The following is a 21,163-nucleotide window of genomic DNA, read 5'->3' as shown; positions in this document are numbered from 1 at the left end:
TTTGGTCGCGTTCGCTTCGCCACCGCTGCGGGCAGGTGCCGCCCTCGTACCTCGGGCCGCCCCTACCCTCCGCTCCGGCTCAGCTCAGCCGCTCGCCCCCATTGGTCGCGTTCGCTTCGCCACCGCTGCGGGCAGGTGCCGCCCTCGTACCTCGGGCCGCCCCTACCCTCCGCTCCGGCTCAGCTCAGCCGCTCGGTTCCTTTGGTCGCGTTCGCTTCGCCACCGCTGCGGGCAGGTGCCGCCCTCGTACCTCGGGCCGCCCCTACCCTCCGCTCCGGCTCAGCTCAGCCGCTCGATGACCATCGCCATGCCCTGACCACCGCCGACGCACATGGTCTCCAGGCCGAACTGTTTGTCGTGGAACTGGAGCCCGTTGATGAGCGTGCCCGTGATCCGCGCGCCCGTCATACCGAAGGGGTGGCCGACGGCGATGGCGCCGCCGTTGACGTTCAGTTTGTCGAGGTCGACGCCCAGGCCCCGGTAGGAGGGGATGACCTGGGCCGCGAACGCCTCGTTGATCTCGACCAGGTCGATGTCGCCGATGCCGAGCCCCGCGCGGCCGAGCGCCTGCTTGCTGGCCTCGACGGGACCGTACCCCATGATCTCCGGCGAAAGGGCGGAGACCCCGGTGGAGACGATCCGGGCCAGCGGGGTCAGCCCCAGCTCGCCCGCCTTGGTGTCCGACATGATCACGAGCGCCGCGGCGCCGTCGTTGAGGGGACAGCAGTTGCCGGCCGTGACCAGTCCGTCCGGGCGGAAGACGGGCTTGAGGCCCTGTGTGCCCTCCAGGGTGATCCCGGCGCGGGGCCCGTCGTCCTTGGCCACCACGGTGCCGTCGGGGGTGGTGACAGGGGTGATCTCGCGCTCCCAGAAGCCGTTCTTGATGGCTTCCTCGGCGAGGTTCTGCGACCGCACGCCGAACTCGTCCATCTCCAGGCGCGTGATGCCCTTGAGACGCGCCAGGTTCTCGGCGGTCTGGCCCATCGCGATGTACGCGTCGGGCAGCAGGCCGTCCTCGCGCGGGTCGTGCCAGTCGGTGCCCTCGGAGGCCGCGACGGCGGCGGTACGGGCCTCGGCCTCGGCGAACTCAGGGTTGTGGGTGCCCGGCATGCCGTCGCTGGAGCCGTTGACGGAGCGGGACACCATCTCGACACCGGCCGAGATGAAGACGTCGCCCTCGCCCGCCTTGATGGCGTGCAGCGCCATCCGGGATGTCTGGAGCGAGGACGAGCAGTAGCGGGTGATCGTGCAGCCGGGCAGATGGTCCATCCCCATCTGTACGGCGACGATCCGGCCCAGGTTGTGGCCCTGCTCGCCGCCGGGGAGACCGCAGCCGAGCATCAGGTCGTCGATGTCGCGCGGGTCCAGCTCGGGGATCTTGGCGAGCGCCGCCCGGATGATCGTGGCGGTCAGGTCGTCCGGCCGCAGCTCCTTCAGGGAGCCCTTGAAGGCCCGGCCGATGGGGGAGCGGGCGGCAGAGACGATCACGGCTTCGGGCATCACGGCTCCAGTGGGGCGGGTGCGGTACGGCGGGATTGCCGTCTGGTGAAGTTACCCGCACGTACGGCGCGGGTCACCCGGCCCGAGGTGTGACGAGGGCCGCAGTGTGCTCCGGGGTCCAGTGTGGTCCCCACCCGCGCCGGACGGACCCATACCGGTCCGTCCGGCGCCGGCGCCGGACCCCGCGGCCGTGCCGTCAGGTCCGGTGGGCCCGCTCCTTCGCCGCGGGCGGCGGCTCGGCGGGCTCGGTCTGGGCCGGCTCCTCCGCGGGCAGACGCCTGCGCCTGCGGTGCTTGAGCAGAGCCCAGGGCGCCCGGGCGCCCGTGACCTCGGTGCCCGCCTCGGCGGCAGCCGCGGACGCCGCCTTCGCGACCGTCAGCATGTCCTCGTCGCGCGAGGAGTCCAGATGGTCGGTCTCCGGCCACAGGCCCAGTACGGCGCAGAGCGTCGGCAGGACGGCCATCGCGGCCGTCGCGTACCCCTCGGCCGAGGGGTGGTAGTTGTCGGCGCCGAACATCTCACGGGGATTGGCCTCGAACTCCGGTCCCAGCAGATCGCCCAGCGAGACCGTACGGCTGCCCTGCTCGACCGCCACGATCGTCTGCGCCGCCGCCAGCTGTCTGCTCACCCGGCGGGCCAGCCAGCGCAACGGCTGATACACCGGCTCGATCGTCCCCAGATCGGGGCAGGTGCCGACGACGACCTCCGAGCCCGCCGTCCGCAGCCGCCGTACCGCCGCCGCCAGATAGCGGACCGAGGCGGTGGCCGACATCCGATGAGTGACATCGTTCGCGCCGATTATGATCACGCAGACGTCCGGGGCCGGGAACGCGTCCGAGAGCAGGAGCGTCACCTGCCGCTCCAGATCGTCCGACTGCGCGCCGGGCAGCGCCACGTTGCGCAGGTCCACCGGGCGCTCGGCCACCGCCGCCAGTCCCGAGGCGAGGAGCGCCCCCGGTGTCTGGCCCGCCCGCCGTACGCCCTGTCCCGCCGCCGTGGAGTCACCGAGGATGCCCATCCGCAGGGGGTCGGTGTGTCCGTACGCCAGCCCGTACCAGCCGTTCCCCCTCGGCGGGATCGGCGCCCTGCCACCGCCGACGGACCGTTTCGCCAGCTGGACCTCGGCCAGGACGAGACCCACTCCCGCCGCTCCGATCAGCCCGACGCTCCCACCGCCGAAGGCGGCGCCCGCCGCGATCCGCCGTGCCACTCTCGCTCTTGACACAGTCGGGGTCACCTCCCTGTTGCCGTCCACCCGCTGTAGCTATTTCACACCCTGCAATAAGACCAGCAAGAGGTAATTGCCCCGTAACGCCCGTGGCCCAATCTCTTACGCCTGCGCATACGCTGGCCGGACCATCACGGAGACCCCGGAGACAACGGTGCAATTCCACGACTCGATGATCAGTCTGGTTGGCAATACCCCGCTGCTGAAGCTGGGCAATGTGACCTCGGGCATTCAGGCGACAGTCCTGGCCAAGGTCGAGTACTTCAATCCGGGCGGTTCGGTGAAGGACCGGATCGCCCTGCGCATGATCGAGGCCGCGGAGGAGAGCGGTGAACTCCGGCCCGGCGGCACGATCGTCGAACCGACGAGCGGCAACACCGGCGTCGGCCTCGCGATCGTGGCCCAGCAGAAGGGCTACCACTGCATTTTCGTCTGCCCCGACAAAGTCTCGACCGACAAGATCAATGTGCTGCGGGCGTACGGCGCCGACGTCGTCGTCTGCCCCACGGCGGTCGACCCGGAGCACCCCGACTCGTACTACAACGTCTCCGACCGGCTGGTGCGCGAGACACCGGGCGCCTGGAAGCCGGACCAGTACAGCAATCCGAACAACCCGCGCTCGCACTACGAGACCACCGGTCCCGAGCTCTGGGAGCAGACGGACGGGCGGATCACGCACTTCGTCACCGGCATCGGCACGGGCGGCACGATCAGCGGGACCGGCCGTTATCTGAAGGAGGTCAGCGACGGGCGCGTCAAGATCGTCGGCGCCGACCCCGAGGGCTCCGTCTACTCCGGCGGCTCCGGCCGCCCGTATCTGGTCGAGGGTGTCGGCGAGGACTTCTGGCCGAGCGCGTACGACCCGACCGTCACGGACGAGATCGTGGCCGTGTCCGACAAGGACTCGTTCCAGATGACACGGCGCCTCGCCAAGGAGGAGGGCCTGCTGGTCGGTGGCTCCTGCGGCATGGCGGTCGTGGCGGCGTTGCGTGTCGCCGAGGGGCTCGGCCCGGACGACGTGGTCGTCGTGCTGCTGCCCGACAGCGGCCGCGGCTACCTCAGCAAGATCTTCAACGACGAGTGGATGAACGACTACGGCTTCCTGGAGCAGGCGGGGGACGCCCCGAGGGTGGGCGACGTCCTGCGGTACAAGGAGGGCGGCGCGCTGCCCTCACTCGTTCATATGCACCCCGAGGAGACGGTCGGCGAGGCGATCGAGGTGCTGCGGGAGTACGGCGTCTCGCAGATGCCGATCGTGAAGCCCGGCGCCGGTCACCCGGACGTGATGGCGGCCGAGGTCATCGGCTCCGTCGTGGAGCGCGAACTGCTCGACGCGCTCTTCGGCCGTCGGGCGTCCCTCGGCGACTCCTTGGAGAAGCACATGTCGGGGCCGCTGCCGCAGGTCGGCTCCGGGGAGCCGGTGGCCGACCTGATGACGGCGCTCAGCGGCACCAACGCCGCCGCGGCGGCGATCGTGCTCGTGGAGGGGAAGCCCACGGGAGTGGTGAGCCGGCAGGATCTGCTCGCGTTCCTCGCCAAGGAAGCCAAGTAGTCCCGTAGTGGTGCCACGCCCCTCGGTTCCCGGGCGGGCCCGTCGGCCGGCACCTCGGTGCCGGGGCGGGCCCGTTCCGCCCGGCTCGGGCGCCTTCGTGGAAGTGGTACCAGCGCGACATCTACGCGCAGTACGCGCTTAACACGGCTCGGGGAGAGTGGTTGTCGTCGGCGTCAGTGATCTCCGGAGCGGCTCCCGGACCCATGGACGCCACCGGGAAACGGTGCCGGTACTTGACCCGGCCCGGGACCCTCGCGGGGACCGCCGTCGTCCCGCCCTCCGGAAACGGGGGTGCGGCGGTTCCCGCGACATACGCGCTCCACAACGGCCGGTCCGCCCGCGGACCGGCCGTTGTCGTGCGTATGAGGGGGTCAGTCCTCCCAGTCGGAGGACTGCTTCGAGCGCTCGGCGCGCCGGCGCGCCCAGCGGACACCGCCGGACACGTGCGCCACGTTCACCCCGACGATGCCGAGCCAGGCCACACAGAGCCCGCCGAAGTCCGCGTTCACGACGGCGATCGCGGAGAGCGGGATGGCCAGCACCAGCGAGACGACGCCGAAGCCGTACCGCTCGGCGAACGACTCCTCCGTACTCTGCGGGCGGGCGCCGCGCGCGACGACCATCTGCTGTTCGGCGAGCTGACGCCGGACGCGACGGTCGGTCGTGTGGTCGAGGCGCTGATCGAGCTTCTCCAGAAAGGACTCGATGAGCGCGGACTCGTACTCGGGTCCCAGCTCTCGGCGGGCCTGAAGGGTGGCGTCGAGCTCTTTCTTGAGCTCAGGGTCGCGGGCTTCCATGGCACTACGGTACGAAGGCGCGGCGTCCCGGACAGTGGTGCTATCCCCCCTCTTTACGAACGGGGCGCCGCGGGGCGCGCGACGCCGGGCCGAGGGCGCGGCCACCGCCCTCCTCGGGGGCCGGGTTCGCCGCGCCGCCGGGTGAAAATAGTCGTTGATCGCATGACATGAGCAATGGCCCCGCCGGGGACGGCGCACGGTGTGCGCCGACGTGTCGTACGTTTCGTACGCCACGCGCGCCGGCGATCGGCTGAGCGGATCGCCACGTTCCGAAGGGGGTGTCCCAGATGGCGGACCAGCCGCCGTACGAGTCGCCGTACGGCCTGCCGGACGAGCCCGCCGCCGTACCGCCCGCCGTCGTCGTCCTCGACGGACAGAGCCTCCCCGTCGCCGACATCGTCCGGCTGGCAGACGGGACCGCCCGGCCCGTTCCCGGCACCGAGGCCATGAAGCGCGTCGAGCGGTCCTGGCACACCGCGCGCGAACTCGCCGCGTCCGGCCGGGTCTACGGCCGCTCCACCGGCGTCGGCGCGAACCGTACCGAGACCGTCCCCTCCGACGCCGCCGCCGACCACGGCCTGCGCCTGCTGCGCAGCCACGCCGGGGCGATCGGCGGCCCCCTGCCCGGGCGTGAGGTCCGCGCCATGCTCGCCGTCCGGGCCAACCAGCTCATCGCCGGCGGCGCCGGGCTGCGCCCCACCGTCGTCACCGCCCTCTGCGACGCCCTCACCGCCGGGGCGCATCCCGTCGTCAACGAGTTCGGCTCCGTCGGCACCGGCGACATCGCCGCCCTCTCGCAGCTGGGCCTCGCCCTCGTCGGCGAGCACCCCTGGCAGGGCGGCCACCCTCCCGAGCCCCAGCCCCTCGACAACAACGACGCCCTCGCCCTCATCAGCAGCAACGCCCTGACGCTCGGTCAGGCGGCGCTCGCGCTGGACGAGTTGGGGCGGCTCATCGCCGCCACCGAACTCGTCGCCGCGCTGTCGCTGCTCGCCGTGGACGGCAGTTACGAGGCGTACGCGGAACCGGTCCACGCCGCGCGCCCGCACCCCGGCTCGTACGCCGTCGCCACCCGGATGCGGCACATCCTCGGCGCCCCCGAGCGCCCCACCCCGCCGCTCGGCCGTATCCAGGACCCGTACGGCTTCCGCTGTCTGCCCCAGGTCCACGGGCCCGCGCGGGACGCCGCCGGCGCGCTGGAGAGCGCCCTCGCCGTCGAGATCAACTCCGCCGCCGAGAACCCCCTCATCTGTCCCGGCACGGACGAGGAACTGGCGCCCGCCGCGTACCACCACGGCGGTTTCTACCTCGCCCAACTCGCCCTCGCGCTCGACCACTTCAGGCTCGCCCTCACCCAGACCGCGCGGCTCTCCACCTCCCGGCTCTCCGCGTTGAACGAACCGGCCTTCACCCGGCTGCGGCCCTTCCTCGCCGACGCCGAGCCCGCGAGTTCCGGCGTGATGATCCTGGAGTACGCGGCCGGGGCCGCCCTCGGTGACCTGCGCGCCTTCTCGGCGCCGGCCTCGCTCGGGCACGCGGTACTGTCCCGGGGCGTGGAGGAGCAGGCCAGCTTCGCCTCGCTGGCCGCCCGCCAGACGCTGCGGGCGTGCGAGCCCTACCGCCAGGTGGTCGGCTGCGAACTCGTCGCCGCCGTACGGGCGTTGCGCCAGCGCGGCCTCAGGCCCGAGGCCGGTCTGCCCGTCGGCAGAGCCTTCGCCCTGGCGGAGTCCGTACTGGAGGCGGAGACCGCCGACCGGCCGCTGACCGATGATGTGACGGCGGCGGCGCGGCTGCTCGACCGGCTCGCCGTCACGGCGGACGACATAGGACGTACGGGCACGGTGGGTGCCACCGGCATGGCAGGCACGACGAGGGGGATCGCGTGAGCGACAGTCCGGCCGCTCGGCTCCAGGAGCTCTTCGAGGGCCACCGGCTCACGCCCACCCAGCGGCGGATCGCGCACAGCATGGTGCGCCGGGCCGCCGACGCGCCGTTCCTGTCCAGCGTCGAGCTGGCCGAACTCGCCGGGGTCAGCCAGCCGTCGGTGACACGGTTCGCCGTCGCGCTCGGCTTCGACGGCTACCCGGCGCTGCGCAGGCATCTGCGGGACGTCGCGCCCGCCGAGCCGGGCGCGGGCGAGTCCGCGTACAACGAGTACCAGCAGGCCGTCCACGCCGAGCTGGAGAATCTGCGGCAACTCGCCGATCTCCTCGCCGACCCCGCCCCGGTCGAGCGGGCGGGCCGCGTGCTCGCCGCCTCCACCCCGCTGCTCGTCCTCGGTCTGCGCGCGGCCTCCGCCCAGGCCAGGGGCTTCGCCTACTTCGCCGCCAAGGTCCATCCCGACATCCGGCTCCTGGACGAGGGCGGCACGATGCTCGCCGACCGGGTCGACGCGGCACGGCGCGCGGGCGCGAGCGCGCTGCTCTGCTTCGCGCTGCCGCGCCATCCCAAGGAGGTCGTGGAGGCGCTGGACTACGCGCGCGACGCCGGGCTGTTCGTGGTCACCGTCGCCGACTCCGCCTTCGCGCCCGTCGCCGCCCACAGCGACCTGCTGATCCCGGCGGCCGTCGGCACGGCCCTCGCCTTCGACACCGCGTGCGCGCCGATGCTCCTGGGCCGGGTGCTGCTGGAGGCGATGTGCGACGCCCTGCCGGACGCGCAGGCGCGCCTGGAGGAGTTCGACGGGCGGGCGGTCGCCCGGGGCCTGTTCGTCGAGTAGACGCGCGGTCGGCGGGAGGGCGTTCAGCGGGGACTTGGGGCATTCGCCGGTCCCCGGGCGGTTGGGAAACCGCCGCTTCTCAGGAAAAGCTCAGGGAACGGCATTAATCTGCACGCCAAAACTTCTGTGAAGGGGAGGCGGCCGTGGGACGCGGAGGGCAGCAGTCGCTGGCACGGGTGGCGGTGATCGTGAGGGCCGGTGCGGCCCCGATGTGGTGGCTCGGAGTGGTGGCCGCCGCGGTCGGTGTGCTGATTCCCGGGCTGACCGGGCGCTGGGTCGGGTTGTACGCGGGGGTGGCGCTGTTCGCGCTGAGCGCGGCGGCCGTCGCTCTCGTACGGCGAGGGCGGTACGGCGGCTGGGCCGAAGCCACCTCGCGCGCGGGGAAGTTCGACTACCTCCAGGACCGCGCGGTGACGCTGCGGGTCTGGCGGCGCGCGCACGCGTGGTGGCTGGTGGGGGCGTTCCTCGCCGCGGTGGCCGTGTCCTTCGTCGTCCCGTTCGCGGGCGGCGCGGCTCTCGCGGGCGCCGGAGCGGGGCTCTGGCTCAAGGCCGTGCTGCTGGGCCGCGGTGAGCGCGCGGGCGGGGAGCTGCTGTGGGTCCGTACCGACTGGGCCGGGCGCGGCAGCCCCGTGGGCAAGAAGGTCAAGGGCTTCCGTACGACCGGGCTGGAGGCCGGGGACGCCGTACCGGGTGGGGCACGGCGCCCCCGCGACAAGGCGGCCAGGGGTGCCGGGCCGGCCAAGGGTGCCAAGGGTGCCAAGGCGGCGAAGAACGGGCGGGAGCGGACTCCCGTCACACCTCCAGTTCGTTCTCGATCCTCTTGAGCTGGTGTCTGGCCATCGCCAGATTCGCCCGCCGCTTGTCCAGGGCCAGATAGAGGAACAGACCGTTGTTGCCCCTTCCCTTGAGCAGCCGGATCAGGTGGTACTGGCCGCCGAGGGAGATCAGGATGTCCTCGATCTCGTCCTTGAGGCCCAGCATCTCCATGGTGCGCACCTTGGCCCGCACCACATCGGTGTTCCCGGCGGCGGCTACCGTCAGATCGAGTTCCTTGCCGCCGCCGATGGTGCCGAGCGCCATGCCGCTGGTGTAGTCGACCAGGGCGGCGCCGATGACGCCTTCGATGGAGGTCGTTGCTTCCTTGAGGGCCGTTTCGGTGTTGGCCATGAACGTCGCACTTCCTTTTCGTCTCTGAGTTGTCCGGGCGGGTGGTCTGCTGGTGGGCACGGGTCAGGCGTTCTCCGGTCGTTCGAGGGCGCTGTCGACGAGGGCGCCGATCCGGGCGCCGGACCGGCGGGCCTCCAGATGGAGCCGGCCGACATTGATCCGCGGCTCGGCGAGCACGGTGAGGACGGCGGAGCCGCCGGCGGCGTACGTGGCCACATAGCCGCGCTCGCCCCTGATCAGCAGTTCGCGGAAGCCGCCCTGGCCCGTGCTGTCGGTCAGCCGCAGGGAGACGCCGAGCGCGGCGGCGGTCAGGGCGGCGATGCCCTCGGGCTCCACGCCGGAGGCTCCCGCGCCGGTGGCCTCCGCGGCCGAGCTGCCCCCGCCGGTCAGCTCCTCGGCGAGGACGAGACCGTCGGTGCTCGCGGCCAGCGCACCGGTGAGCTGGGGGAGACGGGCCCGCAGGCGCCGCAGCTCCCCGAGGACCTCGGCCTCCGCCGTCATCAGCTGTCTCCTCTCGCTGCGCAGCCGCAGGGCGCGTCTCACAGGCTTGCCTTCAGCGCGTCACGGAGCCGGCGGAGCAGGGCGACGTCCGGGTCCGCCGCGACCTCGGCGATCCAGGCGGGCAGGGCCGGGCGGCCCGGGCGGGCCCCCGGGGGCGGATCGGGAGGCGTCTCGACCAGCCCGGCCGCCGCCAGCCGCCGTATCTCCAGAAGGGTGTGGAACGTGGGGCGGCCCAGGGCCCAGGCGATGGACACCGGGGTCCGTACGCCGTCGGCCAGCTCCAGCAGCGCTCGCTGCCGGCGGGTGACCGACTGGCCGGGACCGGGCGCGCGGGGCACCACGGGAGCGGTGTCGACCGCCGGATAGGGCCAGACCTGGTCCAGCAGTTCGCGGCGGCGCCGTGTCTCGCGTTCGACGGCCGCCGCCGAGACGGGGCGCACCGGGCCGATCCAGTGGGCGACGCCGTACCGGAACCGGGTCGGGCCGCTGCCCGGGGCCAGCGCGAAGAACGCGGCGTCGTACAGCGCGCCGAGATGGCAGATCTCCAGCTCTCCGCCGCCTATTCGGCCGCTGTCGACGAGGAAGCGCCCGACCTCGCGGCGGGCCCCCGCCTCGTCGACCGCGTGCCGCCAGCCCTCGTGCGGCAGCCTGCCGCCCGCGGTCAGCAGGATGTCGATGCCGGGGGCGGCGGGGCTCTCGGCGTGTACGACGCGTCCTTCGGCGAGATAGAGCGTGCCGTGGTCGCGCAGGAGGGCGCCGGTGGCGCGTTCGTCGGCCAGCCGGACCAGCATGGGCGAGACGCGGGAGGCGTGCGGTGCGACGGGAGCCGCGGTGTCGGCGTTCATGCGAGTACCAGCCGTTCGGCGAGCTGTTGGAGCCGGAGCCGGGCGAGAGCGAGGTTCCCGGTGTCCCGGTCGAGCCACAGATGGAGGAAGACACTGCTGTCGAAGGTCGTCTCGACGAAGCGCAGGACGTGGTAGCCGGTACGGGACGTGATGATCAGGTCCTCGACGGGCGGGCCCTTGGGCTCCGCGGCCCCGGGCCCCGCCCGCTCGTCGGCCGGCGCGAAGGCCGGGTACTCGGCGGCGGCCCGCGCCAGTTCGGCGGTCTCGGCGGCGGTCGTCTCGTGATCACCGTTGGGCGACTCGCCCGCCGTGCCGAGCGCCAGCCCGCTGGTCCAGTCGACGATCGCCGCTCCGCGGGCACCGGGCAGGGTCATGATCTCGTGCAGGCATGCGTCGATTCCGGGCACGCGGACTTCCCTCCCAGCCGGTCGTACGTAAGGACCGTCGTGCGACAGTGACGGCGAGATTACGCAACGTACGTACGGTGGAAGGGATTTCGGGCAATTTCCGTTGGAACATGCCCAACGGGGATAGGGTCGGCGCACGGAGCGCCTGTGCCGGCGCCCCGTGCCGCGCGCTGCTGTCCGCGGTCCGGCGTGCCCCGCGCTGCTGTCCGCGGTGCGCTGTGCCCCGCGCTGCCGCTCGCCCTACTTCGTCACCTCACCGCCGGTCTTCGCGTGCTCTTCCGAACGCGCCTTCAGGACCAGCTTGTTGACCGCCCACAGCGCGATGCCGAGCGCCAGCAGCACCCCGGCCCGGATGTAGACGTCCGCGTCACGGTCGGCCAGCGGGCTCGCCAGGATCAGCGCGGTGATCGCGCCCAGCACCGGCACGATCGTGGGCGCCCGGAAGTGCCGGTGTTCGACCCGGTCCCGGCGCAGCACCAGCGCGGCGACGTTGACCACGAAGAAGACGCACAGCAGCAGGAACGCCGTCGTGTCGCCGAGTCCCTCGATCTCGCCGGTCGACACCAGCCCGATGGCGAGCAGCGCCACGAAGACGATGCCCACGACCGGGGTACGGCGTGCGGGGAGCACCCGGCCCATGGCCTTCGGCAGGATGCGTTCGTTGGCCATGCCGTAGCAGAGCCGCGAGGCCATCATGATGTTGATCAGCGCGGAGTTGGTGACGGCGAAGAGCGCGATCAGGGCGAAGAGCTTCGGCGGGAAGTCGACCCCGCCCGCCTTCACCACTTCCAGCAGCGGCCCGCTGGAGCCCTCCAGGGTCTTGTAGTCCACCAGGAGGGACGAGACGAGGGCGACCAGGATGTAGATGGTGCCGGTGACCGCGACGCCGATGAAGATCGCGCGCGGGAAGGTCCGCGTCGGGTCCTTGGTCTCCTCGGCCATGTTGACCGAGTCCTCGAAGCCGACGAACGCGAAGAACGCCAGGGCCGTCGCCCCGAGCACCCCGGTCATCAGGGAGAAGCCGGTACCGCTCGCCTCGAAGTCGGTGAGCCGTGACGGCTCGCCGTCGCCGGAGAGGACCGCGTACGCGCCGATGGCGAGGATGATCGCCAGACCGCTCACCTCGACCAGCGTGAGCACCACGTTGGTCTTCACCGACTCCGAGACGCCGCGCAGATTGAGCGCCGCGAGCGCGACGATGAAGAGGATCGCGACCAGGGTGGGCGGGACGGCGTCGGTGAACTCCGACAGGTAGTCGCCGCTGAAAGCGCGGGCCGCGGCGCTCGCCGACGACAGACCCGAGCACATCACCATGAAGGCGATGATGAACGTCAGGAACGGGACCTTGAACGCCCTCTGGGTGTAGAGCGCGGCGCCGGCGGCCTTCGGGTACTTGCCGACGAGTTCCACGTACGACGCGGCCGTCAGGATCGCGACGACGAAGCCGATCGCGAACGGCACCCACAGCGCCCCGCCCACCTTGCCCGCGACCTGGCCGGTGGTGGCGTAGATGCCGGTGCCGAGGATGTCGCCGATGACGAACAGGATCAGCAGTTTGGGGCCGAGAGCGCGTTTGAGCCCGGGTTTCTCGTCGGCGGGCCCAGGTGTGTCCGCCGCCTTGGATGTCTCCGGTGTTTCCGATGCCGTCATGCGATGACCTCCCCCGATTGATGGTGGGAAGTGTTCTGCCCGATGCGGGGGCGCTGATTCCTGGCGTTGAGGTGAACGAGGCGGATCCTCATCCGTTCCGGTGATCGGGCCGGTCGGGTGGGACCGGCGCGGTCCGGTGGTCGGTACGGTCCGGTGGTCAGTCCCGTACGAGCGCGTCCGGCTCTCCGCCGCCCGACTCGGCGACGATCTCGGCCACGGTCTGCGGCGGCCGTACGGTCGCGAAGCGCACGGAGCCCTTCGCCGTGGTCGCCGTCGCCGTGGTCGTGGCCGTGGTCGCCGCCGTCGATACCGTGAAGCCGTGGATGCCCGGCCGGGCCAGGCTGTTGTACGCGTAGTGGTTGGCGAAGTAGTACGCGCCGGTGTCGAGCGCCGCGATCACATCGCCCTGTTCCAGCAGCGGCAGGGGCCGGTCCGTGGCCAGGACGTCGCCCGCGAAGCAGGCGGGGCCCGCGATGTCCTGGGCGACCGGGGGGCCGTCCTTGGGCCGGCCCTCGGCGTCGTACGCGGCGATGCGCAGGGGCCAGGACTCCGGGTTGTAGACGGTACGGGTGGCGATCTGCACACCGGCGTGGGTCACGGCGATGGGCCGGCCGCCGGCGGACTTCGCGTACTCGACCCGGGCCAGGACCGTGCCGTGCTTGGCGAGCAGGGAACGGCCGAACTCGGTCACCAGCCCGTAGCGGCCGTCGAACAGCCCGGGGACGGTGGTCTTCAGCAGCCGCGCGTACTCGGCGTAGGTGGGGGTGTGCTCGTCGGAGGCGAAGTTGACCGGGAGGCCGCCGCCGATGTCGATGGTGTCGACCTGCCGCCGGCCGGCCGCCGCGTTGATCTCCTCGGCCAGTTCGTGGACCGCCCGGACGCCCTCCGCCATGAGGGCGAACGGCACGCCCTGGGAACCGGAGTGGGTGTGCAGCCGCGTCAGCCAGGGCCGGTCCAGGAACGCCTGTACGACCCAGGCCCGGGCACCCTCGTCGCGCAGCGCGACGCCGAACTTGGACGTGGCCGTCGCCGTGGACAGGGCGCCGATGGAGCCGCTCCCGGTCTGCGGGTTGACCCGTAGCCCGATCGGGGAGCGGCCGGGTGCCCCGGACAGGAGGGCGTCCAGGCGGGTGAGTTCCTGCGGGTTGTCGGCGTTGACGGCGATGCCCAGGGAGAGGGCCTCGCGCAGTTCGCCGGGCGTCTTGGCGGGGGAGTCCAGGACGGTGTGTTCGGGCGGGACCCCGGCGGCGCGGGCGATGCCCAGCTCGCCGGGGCTCGCGACCTCGGCGCCGACACCCTCGTCGCGCAGCAGGCGCACGACGGGTACGAGGGGCGCGGCCTTCACGGCGAAGGCGTGCAGCACCCGGGTGTCCGGAGCGGTGACGGCGTCGAAGGCGGCGTGCAGCGCGGCGGCGGAGGCCCGGATTCCCGCCACGTCGACGAGGGCCACGACGGGGTCGGCCTCGGTGAGCAGCCCCTGCTCGACGGCGGCCCGTACGGCGAGATCCCGCCTGGCGGCGGCCTCCGCCGCGCTCTCCGGTCCCGCGTGGGGCGCGCGGTCGCCCCCGCCGTTGTCCTCGCCGTTGTTCTCGGCTGTTTCCTCGACCGTGCCGGTGTCCTCGATCATGCGTGTCAGCCAATCATCCGGCCGCCGGTTGCTCCACTGTTGACTACATCTATTCAGGCGTCGAGTATGTGAATAGATCGGCCAACAGTGGAGCAGTGACGGAGGAGGCACCCGCCATGTCAGGACCCCGCCCCGTACGGGCACCGCGCGGTACGGAACTGAGCGCCCTGGGATGGCAGCAGGAAGCCGCCCTGCGCATGCTCCAGAACAACCTCGATCCCGAGGTCGCCGAACACCCGGACCAGCTCGTCGTCTACGGCGGCACGGGCAAGGCCGCCCGCGACTGGCGCTCCTTCGACGCCATGACGCGCACGCTGCGCACGCTCGGGCAGGACGAGACGATGCTCGTCCAGTCGGGCCGCCCGGTGGGGGTCATGCAGACCCACGAGTGGGCGCCGCGCGTGCTGATCGCCAACTCGAACCTGGTCGGCGACTGGGCCAACTGGGAGGAGTTCCGCCGCCTGGAGAAGCTCGGCCTCACCATGTACGGCCAGATGACCGCCGGCTCCTGGATCTACATCGGTACGCAGGGCATCCTCCAGGGCACGTACGAGACCTTCGCCGCCGTCGCCGCGAAGAAGTTCGGCGGCACGCTCGCCGGGACGATCACCCTGACCGCCGGGCTCGGCGGGATGGGCGGCGCCCAGCCGCTGGCCGTGACCATGAACGACGGCGTCGCGATCTGTGTCGACTGCGACCCGCGCGCCATCGACCGCCGGATCGAGCACCGCTTCCTGGACGTACGGGCCGACTCCCTGGAGCACGCGCTCCAGCTCGCCACCGAGGCCCGCGACGCGCGCCGGCCGCTGTCGATCGGGCTGCTCGGCAACGCGGCGGAGCTGCTGCCCCGGATGCTCGCCGACGGCGCGCCGATCGACATCGTCACCGACCAGACGTCGGCGCACGACCCGCTGGCCTATCTGCCGCTCGGCGTCGACTTCGACGACATGGCGTCGTACGCCGCCGAGAAGCCGGCCGACTTCACGCTCCGCGCCCGTGAGTCCATGGCACGGCACGTGGAGGCGATGGTCGGCTTCATGGACGCGGGCGCCGAGGTCTTCGACTACGGCAACTCCATCCGGGGCGAGGCCCAACTCGCCGGTTACGACCGGGCGTTCGACTTCCCCGGCTTCGTACCCGCCTATATCCGGCCGCTGTTCTGCGAGGGCCGCGGTCCGTTCCGCTGGGCGGCGCTGTCCGGTGAGGCGTCGGACATCCACAAGACGGACCGGGCGATCCTGGAGCTGTTCCCCGAGGGCGACTCGCTCCAGAACGCGTCCCTGCACCGCTGGATCAAGATGGCCGGCGAACGCGTCCACTTCCAGGGACTGCCCGCCCGTATCTGCTGGCTCGGCCACGGCGAGCGGGACCGGGCCGGTGAGCGCTTCAACGAGATGGTGGCGAGCGGTGAACTCGCCGCGCCGGTCGTCATCGGCCGCGACCATCTGGACGCCGGGTCGGTCGCGTCCCCGTACCGCGAGACCGAGGCGATGCTCGACGGCTCGGACGCGATCGCCGACTGGCCGTTGCTGAACGCCATGGTGAACGTCGCCTCCGGCGCGACCTGGGTCTCGATCCACCACGGCGGCGGCGTCGGCATGGGCCGCTCGATCCACGCGGGCCAGGTGACCGTGGCGGACGGCACGGCGCTGGCGGCCGAGAAGATCCGCCGCGTCCTGACGAACGACCCCGGCATGGGCGTGATCCGCCATGTCGACGCGGGCTACGACGAGGCGGTCACGGTCGCCACGGAACGCGGCGTCCGCGTCCCCATGCGGGAGGGCGAGTGACCCGCGCGAGCGCCACGGGCGCCCCCGACCCGTCCCCGCCCACCACGGCGCCGGCGCCCGGCGGGGGCGGAGTCGGTGCGGTCTCCTTCCATGAGATGTGGCGGGAGCTCGCGCCCGTCGGGCGGGACGCGGGCAGTGGTGGGTACCGGAGGTACGCCTGGACCGGAGCCGACCGGGAGTGCCGCGACTGGTTCCGGGCGCAGGCCGAGACGCGCGGGCTGACGTACGAGACCGACCGGAACGGGAACCAGTGGGGCTGGCTCGGCGACCCGGACGCCGGGGACGCCGTCGTCGTCGGGTCGCATCTGGACTCCGTGCCCGACGGCGGCGCCTTCGACGGGCCGCTCGGCGTGGTGTCCTCCTTCGCCGCCCTCGACGAACTGCGCCGCAGGGGAGTGGAGTTCACCCGGCCCGTCGCCGTCACCAACTTCGGCGACGAGGAGGGCGCGCGGTTCGGGCTCGCCTGCGTCGGCTCCCGGCTCACCGCCGGGCAGCTCGGCATCGAGCAGGCGCACGCCCTGCGCGACGGCGACGGCGTCCCGCTGCCCCGCGCCATGGAGGCGGCCGGATACGACCCGGACACCATCGGACCCGACCCCGAACGCCTCGCCCGGATCGGCGCGTTCGTCGAGCTGCACGTCGAGCAGGGCCGCGCGCTCGACCTGACCGGTGACCCCGTCGGCATCGCCTCCTCCATCTGGCCGCACGGCCGCTGGCGCTTCGACTTCCACGGCGAGGCCAACCACGCGGGCACCACCCGTCTCGCCGACCGCCGCGACCCGATGCCCACCTACGCCGAGACCGTCCTCGCCGCCCGCCGCGAGGCGGCACTCGCCGGTGCTCTCGCCACCTTCGGCAAGATCACCGTCGAACCCAACGGCGTCAACGCCATCCCCTCCCTCGTACGCGGCTGGCTCGACTCCCGCGCCGCCGACCAGGCCACCCTGGACACCGTCGTCACCGCGATCGAGGCGGCGGCCCACGAGCACGCCGAGCGCGCGGGCATCGATCTGCGGGTCGTACGGGAGTCCTTCACCCCCCTGGTGGAGTTCGCCCACAGCCTGCGCGACGAGGTCGGCAGAATCCTCGGCGGCGAGCTCCCCGTGCTCGGAACGGGCGCCGGTCATGACGCGGGTATTTTGTCCGGATCCATTCCGACCGCCATGCTGTTCGTACGGAACCCCACCGGTGTCTCGCACTCCCCGGCCGAGTTCGCCGCCGAGGACGACTGCGTGGCCGGGGTCCTCGCACTCGCCGACGTACTGGAAGGGCTGGCGTGCACGTGACCACGTACTGGCTGGAGCACGCCTGGCTCGACACCCACGTCGAACCGGGTGTGACCGTGACGGTCGCGGACGGCCGCATCACCGACGTCCGCACCGAGGACGACACCCCGCCCGCCGGTGCCACGGCCCTGCGCGGACTCACCCTCCCCGGCCTGGCCAACACCCACTCGCACGCCTTCCACCGCGCCCTGCGCGCCAAGGTCCAGGTCGGCTCCGGCACCTTCTGGACCTGGCGCGAGATGATGTATCAGGCCGCCGCCAAGCTCACCCCCGACACCTACCACGCGCTCGCCCGCGCCGTGTACGCCGAGATGGCCCTCGCCGGCATCACCTCCGTCGGCGAATTCCACTATCTGCATCACGCGCCTGGCGGAACGCCCTACGACAATCCCAACGCCATGGGCGAGGCGCTGATCGCCGCCGCCGACGACGCGGGGATCCGGATCACCCTGCTGGACACCGCCTATCTCTCCTCCGGCATCTCCAAGCGGCGCGGCGGCAAGCCCCCGGACCGCCACCAGGTCCGCTTCTCCGACGGCACCGCGCACGCCTGGGCGGAGCGCGTGTCCGCCCTCGGGGACCGGTACACCAAGGACGACGACCATGTACGGATCGGCGCCGCCATCCACTCCGTACGCGCCGTCCCGAGCGAGCAGCTGTCGACCGTCGCCGAATGGGCCGAGGCCCGGCAGACCCCCCTCCATGTCCATCTCTCCGAACAGACCGCCGAGAACGACGCCTGCCTCGCCACCCACGACCGCACCCCCGCCCAGCTCCTCGCCGACCACGGGGTCCTCGGCCCCCGCACCACCGGCGTCCACAACACCCACCTCACCGACGAGGACATCGCCCTGCTGGGCTCCTCCCGCACCGGCACCTGCATGTGCCCCACCACCGAACGCGACCTCGCCGACGGCATCGGCCCCGCCGCGCGCCTCCAGCACGCGGGCTCGCCCCTCTCGCTGGGCAGCGACAGCCACGCCGTGATCGACCTCTTCGAAGAGGCCCGCGCCATGGAGCTCAACGAGCGGCTGCGCTCCCGTGTCCGGGGCCACTGGACCGCCGGGGCCCTCATCTCCGCCGCCACGGCCGAGGGCCACGCCGCCCTCGGCAGGCCGGACGCCGGCCGGATCGAGGCCGGGGCGCTCGCGGACCTCGTCACCGTCGCGCTGGACTCCGTCAGAACAGCGGGGCAGGTACCGAGGCTGGGCGCCGAGACGGCCGTATTCGCCGCGACATCCGCGGACGTGCGTCACACGATCGTGGGCGGTCGCCATCTCGTACGCGACGGGGAGCACACCCTGATCCCGGACGTGCCCGGAACACTCGCCCGGTCCATCGCGGCCGTACGCGGCTGAAGGAGAGCGCCCCCACGATGACGCCCGCCAACCCGCCCGCCGACACGCCTGCCCACATGGCCGCCGACACGCCCGCAGACCGGCCGGCCCGCACGGTCTCCCGCACGCCCGTCCACCCGAGCGCGCCCACGGCCGCGCCCACCACCGCCATCACCAACATCGCCGCTCTGGTCACCAACGACCCCTCCCTCGGTGACGGATCCCCCATCGGTCTGATCCAGGACGCGGCCGTCGTCATCGGCGGCGACCGCGTCATCTGGGTCGGTGAGTCAAGCAAAGCACCCGCCACTGACAATGCCGTCGACGCCGGCGGCCGGGCCGCCGTCCCCGGCTTCGTCGACTCCCACTCCCACCTCGTCTTCGCGGGCGACCGCACCCGGGAGTTCAACGCCCGCATGTCGGGCCGCCCCTACTCCGCGGGCGGCATCCGCACCACCGTCGCCGCGACCCGCGCCGCCGGCGACGAGCAGCTGAGCGCCAACGTCGCCAAATACCTCGCCGAGGGCCTCCGCCAGGGCACCACCACCCAGGAGACCAAGTCCGGGTACGGCCTCACCGTCACCGACGAGGCGCGATCGCTGCGCGTCGCGGCCCGCCACACCGACGAGGTCACCTATCTCGGCGCCCACATCGTCCCGCCCGAACTGGCCGACGACCCCGCCGCCTATGTCGACCTCGTCACCGGCGACATGCTCGACGCCTGCGCCCCGTACGCCCGTTGGATCGACGTCTTCTGCGAGAAGGGCGCCTTCGACGGCGACCAGGCACGGGCGATCCTCACCGCCGGGCGGGCGAAGGGCCTCCAACCGCGCGTCCACGCAAACCAGTTGTCGTACGGCCCCGGTGTCCAGCTCGCCGTCGAGCTGGACGCCGCCTCCGCCGACCACTGCACCCACCTCACCGACGAGGACGTGGACGCGCTGGCCCACTCCCGTACGGTCGCCACGCTCCTGCCCGGCGCCGAGTTCTCCACCCGCGCCGAGTGGCCCGACGCCCGCCGGCTGCTGGACGCGGGCGCCAGCGTCGCGCTCTCCACCGACTGCAACCCCGGGTCGTCCTTCACCTCGTCGATGGCGTTCTGCATCGCCCTCGCCGTACGCGACATGGGAATGACGCCCGACGAGGCGATCTGGTCGGCCACGGCGGGCGGCGCCGCCGCTCTGCGCCGTACGGACGTCGGACGCCTCAGGCGCGGCGCCCGCGCCGACCTGGTCCTGCTCGACGCCCCGAGCCATGTGCATCTCGCCTACCGGCCGGGGGTGCCGCTGACCTGGGCGGTCTGGCGCGCCGGAGAACGCCTGCACTGAACGGACGGACGAACGGAACGACCCCGGCGGCGGGCAAGTAACTTGCCGCGCCGCCGGGGCCGTTGAGTCAGCCGATCAGTGCCGCCCCGCGGTTACGCGTTCACCGACCACTTCTGGTTGGCCGCGCCCGTGCAGGTCCAGATCTGCGCGCGTGCCCCGTTGGTCGAGGCGCCGCCGGTCACATCCATGCACTTGTTCGCCTGGATGTTCACGACGTCGTTCGCGCCCGACACGGCCCAGCGCTGATTGCCCGCGCCGGAGCAGTCCCAGAGCTGGAGCTGCGCGCCGTCGGCGGTGCTGTTGTCCTTCACGTCCAGGCACTTGCCGAGCGCCCGCAGCGAGTCGTTGGCGCCCCTGCTCCACTGCTGCGCGCCGGAGCCGTTGCAGTCGTAGAGCTGGACAGCCGTCCCGTTGGCGGGGTTCGCGCCCGCCACGTCCAGGCACTTGCCGCCGAGACCGGTGATCGAGCCGCCGGTGCCTCCGCCGCCGTCCGTCGTGACCCGCACGTAGTCGACCGTCAGGGTGCTCGGGAAGGGGGTGCTGCTGTTCGGGTCGCCGGGCCAGTAGCCGCCGACCGCGAGGTTCAGGATCAGGAAGAACGGCTTGTTGAAGACCCACTCCCGGCCGCCCAGGTCGGCGGGCGTACGGGTCTGGAAGACGTTGCCGTCGACCGACCAGCGGATGGAGTTGGGCGACCAGTCGATCGCGAAGGTGTGGAACGCGTCGGCGAACGCCTGGCCACCGGGGAGGCTGTACCCGGCGCCGATGCCGCCCGAGCCCGAGTAACCGGGGCCGTGCAGGGTGCCGTGGACGGTGTTGGGCTCGAAGCCGACGTTCTCCATGATGTCGATCTCGCCGCTGTTGGGCCAGCCGACGTCACCCATGTTGTTGCCGAGCATCCAGAACGCGGGCCACATGCCCTGACCGCGCGGGATCTTCATCCGCGCCTCGACGCGGCCGTACTGCGCGGTGAACTTGCCCGCCGTGTTGAGCCGCGCGGAGGTGTACTCGCACCGGCCGTACCAGCACTGGTAGTTGCCCGGGTTCTCCTTGCGGGCGGTGATCACCAGATTGCCCTGGCCGTCGAGGCGGGCGTTGTTGTTGCCCGCCGTGTAGTACTGCCGCTCGTGGTTGTTGACGTTGTCGCCGGTCTCGATCTGCCACCTACTGCCGTTGACGGCCGATCCGGCGGGACCGTCGAAGTTCTCGTCGAACGTCACGGCGGCGGCGGCCTTCGTGTCGTTCGTCCCGTTCGTTCCGGCGGATCTCTCGACCGTGCTCGTACGGGGTTCGGGAGAGGGCACCGCCGCTCCCGAAGGCACTGCTGTGGCCACGCTCGTACAGCAGAGGAGGGCCAGGGCGTACAGCGTCACACGACGCCGCAGGGGGGTTCGCACAGGTCATCACTTCACTTCTCAGGGGGGCATGC

Annotated in this window: 17 protein-coding genes and 1 pseudogene; 8 read left to right on the top strand and 10 right to left on the bottom strand. The window is 72.1% G+C overall.

What is annotated here, in order from left to right:
• Positions 1 to 279: 279 nt before the first annotated feature.
• Positions 280 to 1,500 (bottom strand): acetyl-CoA C-acetyltransferase, encoded by a 1,221-nt coding sequence (locus ACFWU9_RS13385; protein ID WP_384317505.1) that lies wholly within the window; start codon positions 1,498 to 1,500, stop codon positions 280 to 282.
• Positions 1,501 to 1,696: 196 nt separating this feature from the next.
• Positions 1,697 to 2,710, bottom strand: coding sequence for an SGNH/GDSL hydrolase family protein (locus ACFWU9_RS13380; RefSeq protein WP_384317688.1), 1,014 nt, complete (start codon positions 2,708 to 2,710; stop codon positions 1,697 to 1,699).
• A 172-nt stretch (positions 2,711 to 2,882) separates the two neighbouring features.
• Between ACFWU9_RS13380 and ACFWU9_RS13375 the strand changes: the two genes are divergently transcribed.
• Positions 2,883 to 4,280 (top strand): cystathionine beta-synthase, encoded by a 1,398-nt coding sequence (locus ACFWU9_RS13375; protein ID WP_384317503.1) that lies wholly within the window; start codon positions 2,883 to 2,885, stop codon positions 4,278 to 4,280.
• Between the two features lie 371 nt (positions 4,281 to 4,651).
• Here the strand turns inward: ACFWU9_RS13375 and ACFWU9_RS13370 are convergent, their stop codons facing one another.
• Complete coding sequence (locus ACFWU9_RS13370; RefSeq protein ID WP_384317500.1) at positions 4,652 to 5,077, bottom strand: hypothetical protein; 426 nt, start codon at positions 5,075 to 5,077, stop codon at positions 4,652 to 4,654.
• Between the two features lie 287 nt (positions 5,078 to 5,364).
• On the opposite strand from ACFWU9_RS13370, the gene ACFWU9_RS13365 reads away from it, so the two are divergent.
• From ACFWU9_RS13365 to ACFWU9_RS13355, 3 genes and pseudogenes are all read left to right on the top strand, one after another.
• A complete protein-coding gene (locus tag ACFWU9_RS13365) occupies positions 5,365 to 6,963 on the top strand; it encodes an aromatic amino acid ammonia-lyase (RefSeq protein ID WP_384317497.1) in 1,599 nt (532 codons plus the stop codon).
• The gene (locus tag ACFWU9_RS13360; RefSeq protein WP_384317495.1) at positions 6,960 to 7,796 is read left to right on the top strand and encodes a MurR/RpiR family transcriptional regulator; all 837 of its coding nucleotides are present in this window, start codon (positions 6,960 to 6,962) and stop codon (positions 7,794 to 7,796) included. Before ACFWU9_RS13365 ends, ACFWU9_RS13360 begins: the two co-directional genes overlap by 4 nt.
• Before the next feature lie 176 nt (positions 7,797 to 7,972).
• Positions 7,973 to 8,506 (top strand): annotated as a pseudogene (locus ACFWU9_RS13355) (hypothetical protein); the annotation flags it as partial.
• Positions 8,507 to 8,588: 82 nt separating this feature from the next.
• On the opposite strand, the gene ACFWU9_RS13350 reads toward ACFWU9_RS13355, so the two are convergent.
• From ACFWU9_RS13350 to ACFWU9_RS13325, 6 genes are all read right to left on the bottom strand, one after another.
• Positions 8,589 to 8,963 carry a hypothetical protein gene (locus ACFWU9_RS13350; protein ID WP_384317492.1) on the bottom strand — a complete coding sequence of 125 codons (375 nt, stop codon included), beginning with the start codon at positions 8,961 to 8,963 and terminating at the stop codon, positions 8,589 to 8,591.
• Between the two features lie 63 nt (positions 8,964 to 9,026).
• Positions 9,027 to 9,464 (bottom strand): roadblock/LC7 domain-containing protein, encoded by a 438-nt coding sequence (locus ACFWU9_RS13345; RefSeq protein WP_384317686.1) that lies wholly within the window; start codon positions 9,462 to 9,464, stop codon positions 9,027 to 9,029.
• Positions 9,465 to 9,502: 38 nt separating this feature from the next.
• A complete protein-coding gene (locus ACFWU9_RS13340; protein WP_384317489.1) occupies positions 9,503 to 10,309 on the bottom strand; it encodes a transcriptional regulator in 807 nt (268 codons plus the stop codon).
• Entirely contained in the window at positions 10,306 to 10,716 is a 411-nt protein-coding gene (locus ACFWU9_RS13335; protein WP_384317487.1) for a hypothetical protein, read from the bottom strand. The genes ACFWU9_RS13340 and ACFWU9_RS13335 overlap by 4 nt, the downstream gene beginning before the upstream one ends.
• 240 nt (positions 10,717 to 10,956) lie before the next feature.
• Positions 10,957 to 12,366 carry an APC family permease gene (locus tag ACFWU9_RS13330; RefSeq protein ID WP_384317484.1) on the bottom strand — a complete coding sequence of 470 codons (1,410 nt, stop codon included), beginning with the start codon at positions 12,364 to 12,366 and terminating at the stop codon, positions 10,957 to 10,959.
• 157 nt (positions 12,367 to 12,523) lie between these two features.
• The gene (locus tag ACFWU9_RS13325; RefSeq protein WP_384317481.1) at positions 12,524 to 13,993 is read right to left on the bottom strand and encodes a diaminopimelate decarboxylase; all 1,470 of its coding nucleotides are present in this window, start codon (positions 13,991 to 13,993) and stop codon (positions 12,524 to 12,526) included.
• 116 nt (positions 13,994 to 14,109) lie between these two features.
• Between ACFWU9_RS13325 and hutU the strand changes: the two genes are divergently transcribed.
• The 4 genes from hutU to hutI all read left to right on the top strand — a co-directional run bounded on the left by hutU (position 14,110) and on the right by hutI (position 19,734).
• The gene (gene hutU / locus ACFWU9_RS13320; protein WP_384317478.1) at positions 14,110 to 15,783 is read left to right on the top strand and encodes a urocanate hydratase; all 1,674 of its coding nucleotides are present in this window, start codon (positions 14,110 to 14,112) and stop codon (positions 15,781 to 15,783) included.
• Positions 15,784 to 15,878: 95 nt separating this feature from the next.
• A complete protein-coding gene (locus ACFWU9_RS13315; protein ID WP_384317683.1) occupies positions 15,879 to 17,069 on the top strand; it encodes an allantoate amidohydrolase in 1,191 nt (396 codons plus the stop codon).
• Positions 17,012 to 18,427 carry a formimidoylglutamate deiminase gene (locus tag ACFWU9_RS13310; protein WP_384317680.1) on the top strand — a complete coding sequence of 472 codons (1,416 nt, stop codon included), beginning with the start codon at positions 17,012 to 17,014 and terminating at the stop codon, positions 18,425 to 18,427. The genes ACFWU9_RS13315 and ACFWU9_RS13310 overlap by 58 nt, the downstream gene beginning before the upstream one ends.
• Positions 18,428 to 18,483: 56 nt before the next feature.
• Complete coding sequence (gene hutI / locus ACFWU9_RS13305; RefSeq protein ID WP_384317678.1) at positions 18,484 to 19,734, top strand: imidazolonepropionase; 1,251 nt, start codon at positions 18,484 to 18,486, stop codon at positions 19,732 to 19,734.
• Positions 19,735 to 19,826: 92 nt separating this feature from the next.
• Here hutI and ACFWU9_RS13300 read toward each other — a convergent pair whose 3' ends face one another.
• On the bottom strand, positions 19,827 to 21,131 hold the full coding sequence (locus tag ACFWU9_RS13300) for a family 16 glycosylhydrolase (RefSeq protein ID WP_384317475.1): 1,305 nt from the start codon (positions 21,129 to 21,131) through the stop codon (positions 19,827 to 19,829).
• Between the last annotated feature and the right edge of the window lie 32 nt (positions 21,132 to 21,163).

Source organism: Streptomyces sp. NPDC058653 (assembly GCF_042716895.1).
Taxonomy (GTDB): Bacteria; Actinomycetota; Actinomycetes; order Streptomycetales; family Streptomycetaceae; genus Streptomyces.
This window is presented reverse-complemented; position numbering and strand designations above follow the sequence as displayed.

Excerpts from the sequence above, each read along its gene's own strand:
- ACFWU9_RS13385 (WP_384317505.1), bottom strand. The coding sequence starts at position 1,500 with ATGCCCGAAGCCGTGATCGTCTCTGCCGCCCGCTCCCCCATCGGCCGG.
- ACFWU9_RS13370 (WP_384317500.1), bottom strand. The coding sequence starts at position 5,077 with ATGGAAGCCCGCGACCCTGAGCTCAAGAAAGAGCTCGACGCCACCCTT.
- ACFWU9_RS13365 (WP_384317497.1), top strand. The coding sequence starts at position 5,365 with ATGGCGGACCAGCCGCCGTACGAGTCGCCGTACGGCCTGCCGGACGAG.
- ACFWU9_RS13350 (WP_384317492.1), bottom strand. The coding sequence starts at position 8,963 with ATGGCCAACACCGAAACGGCCCTCAAGGAAGCAACGACCTCCATCGAA.
- ACFWU9_RS13345 (WP_384317686.1), bottom strand. The coding sequence starts at position 9,464 with ATGACGGCGGAGGCCGAGGTCCTCGGGGAGCTGCGGCGCCTGCGGGCC.
- ACFWU9_RS13340 (WP_384317489.1), bottom strand. The coding sequence starts at position 10,309 with ATGAACGCCGACACCGCGGCTCCCGTCGCACCGCACGCCTCCCGCGTC.
- ACFWU9_RS13330 (WP_384317484.1), bottom strand. The coding sequence starts at position 12,366 with ATGACGGCATCGGAAACACCGGAGACATCCAAGGCGGCGGACACACCT.
- ACFWU9_RS13325 (WP_384317481.1), bottom strand. The coding sequence starts at position 13,993 with ATGATCGAGGACACCGGCACGGTCGAGGAAACAGCCGAGAACAACGGC.
- hutU (WP_384317478.1), top strand. The coding sequence starts at position 14,110 with ATGTCAGGACCCCGCCCCGTACGGGCACCGCGCGGTACGGAACTGAGC.
- ACFWU9_RS13315 (WP_384317683.1), top strand. The coding sequence starts at position 15,879 with ATGTGGCGGGAGCTCGCGCCCGTCGGGCGGGACGCGGGCAGTGGTGGG.
- hutI (WP_384317678.1), top strand. The coding sequence starts at position 18,484 with ATGGCCGCCGACACGCCCGCAGACCGGCCGGCCCGCACGGTCTCCCGC.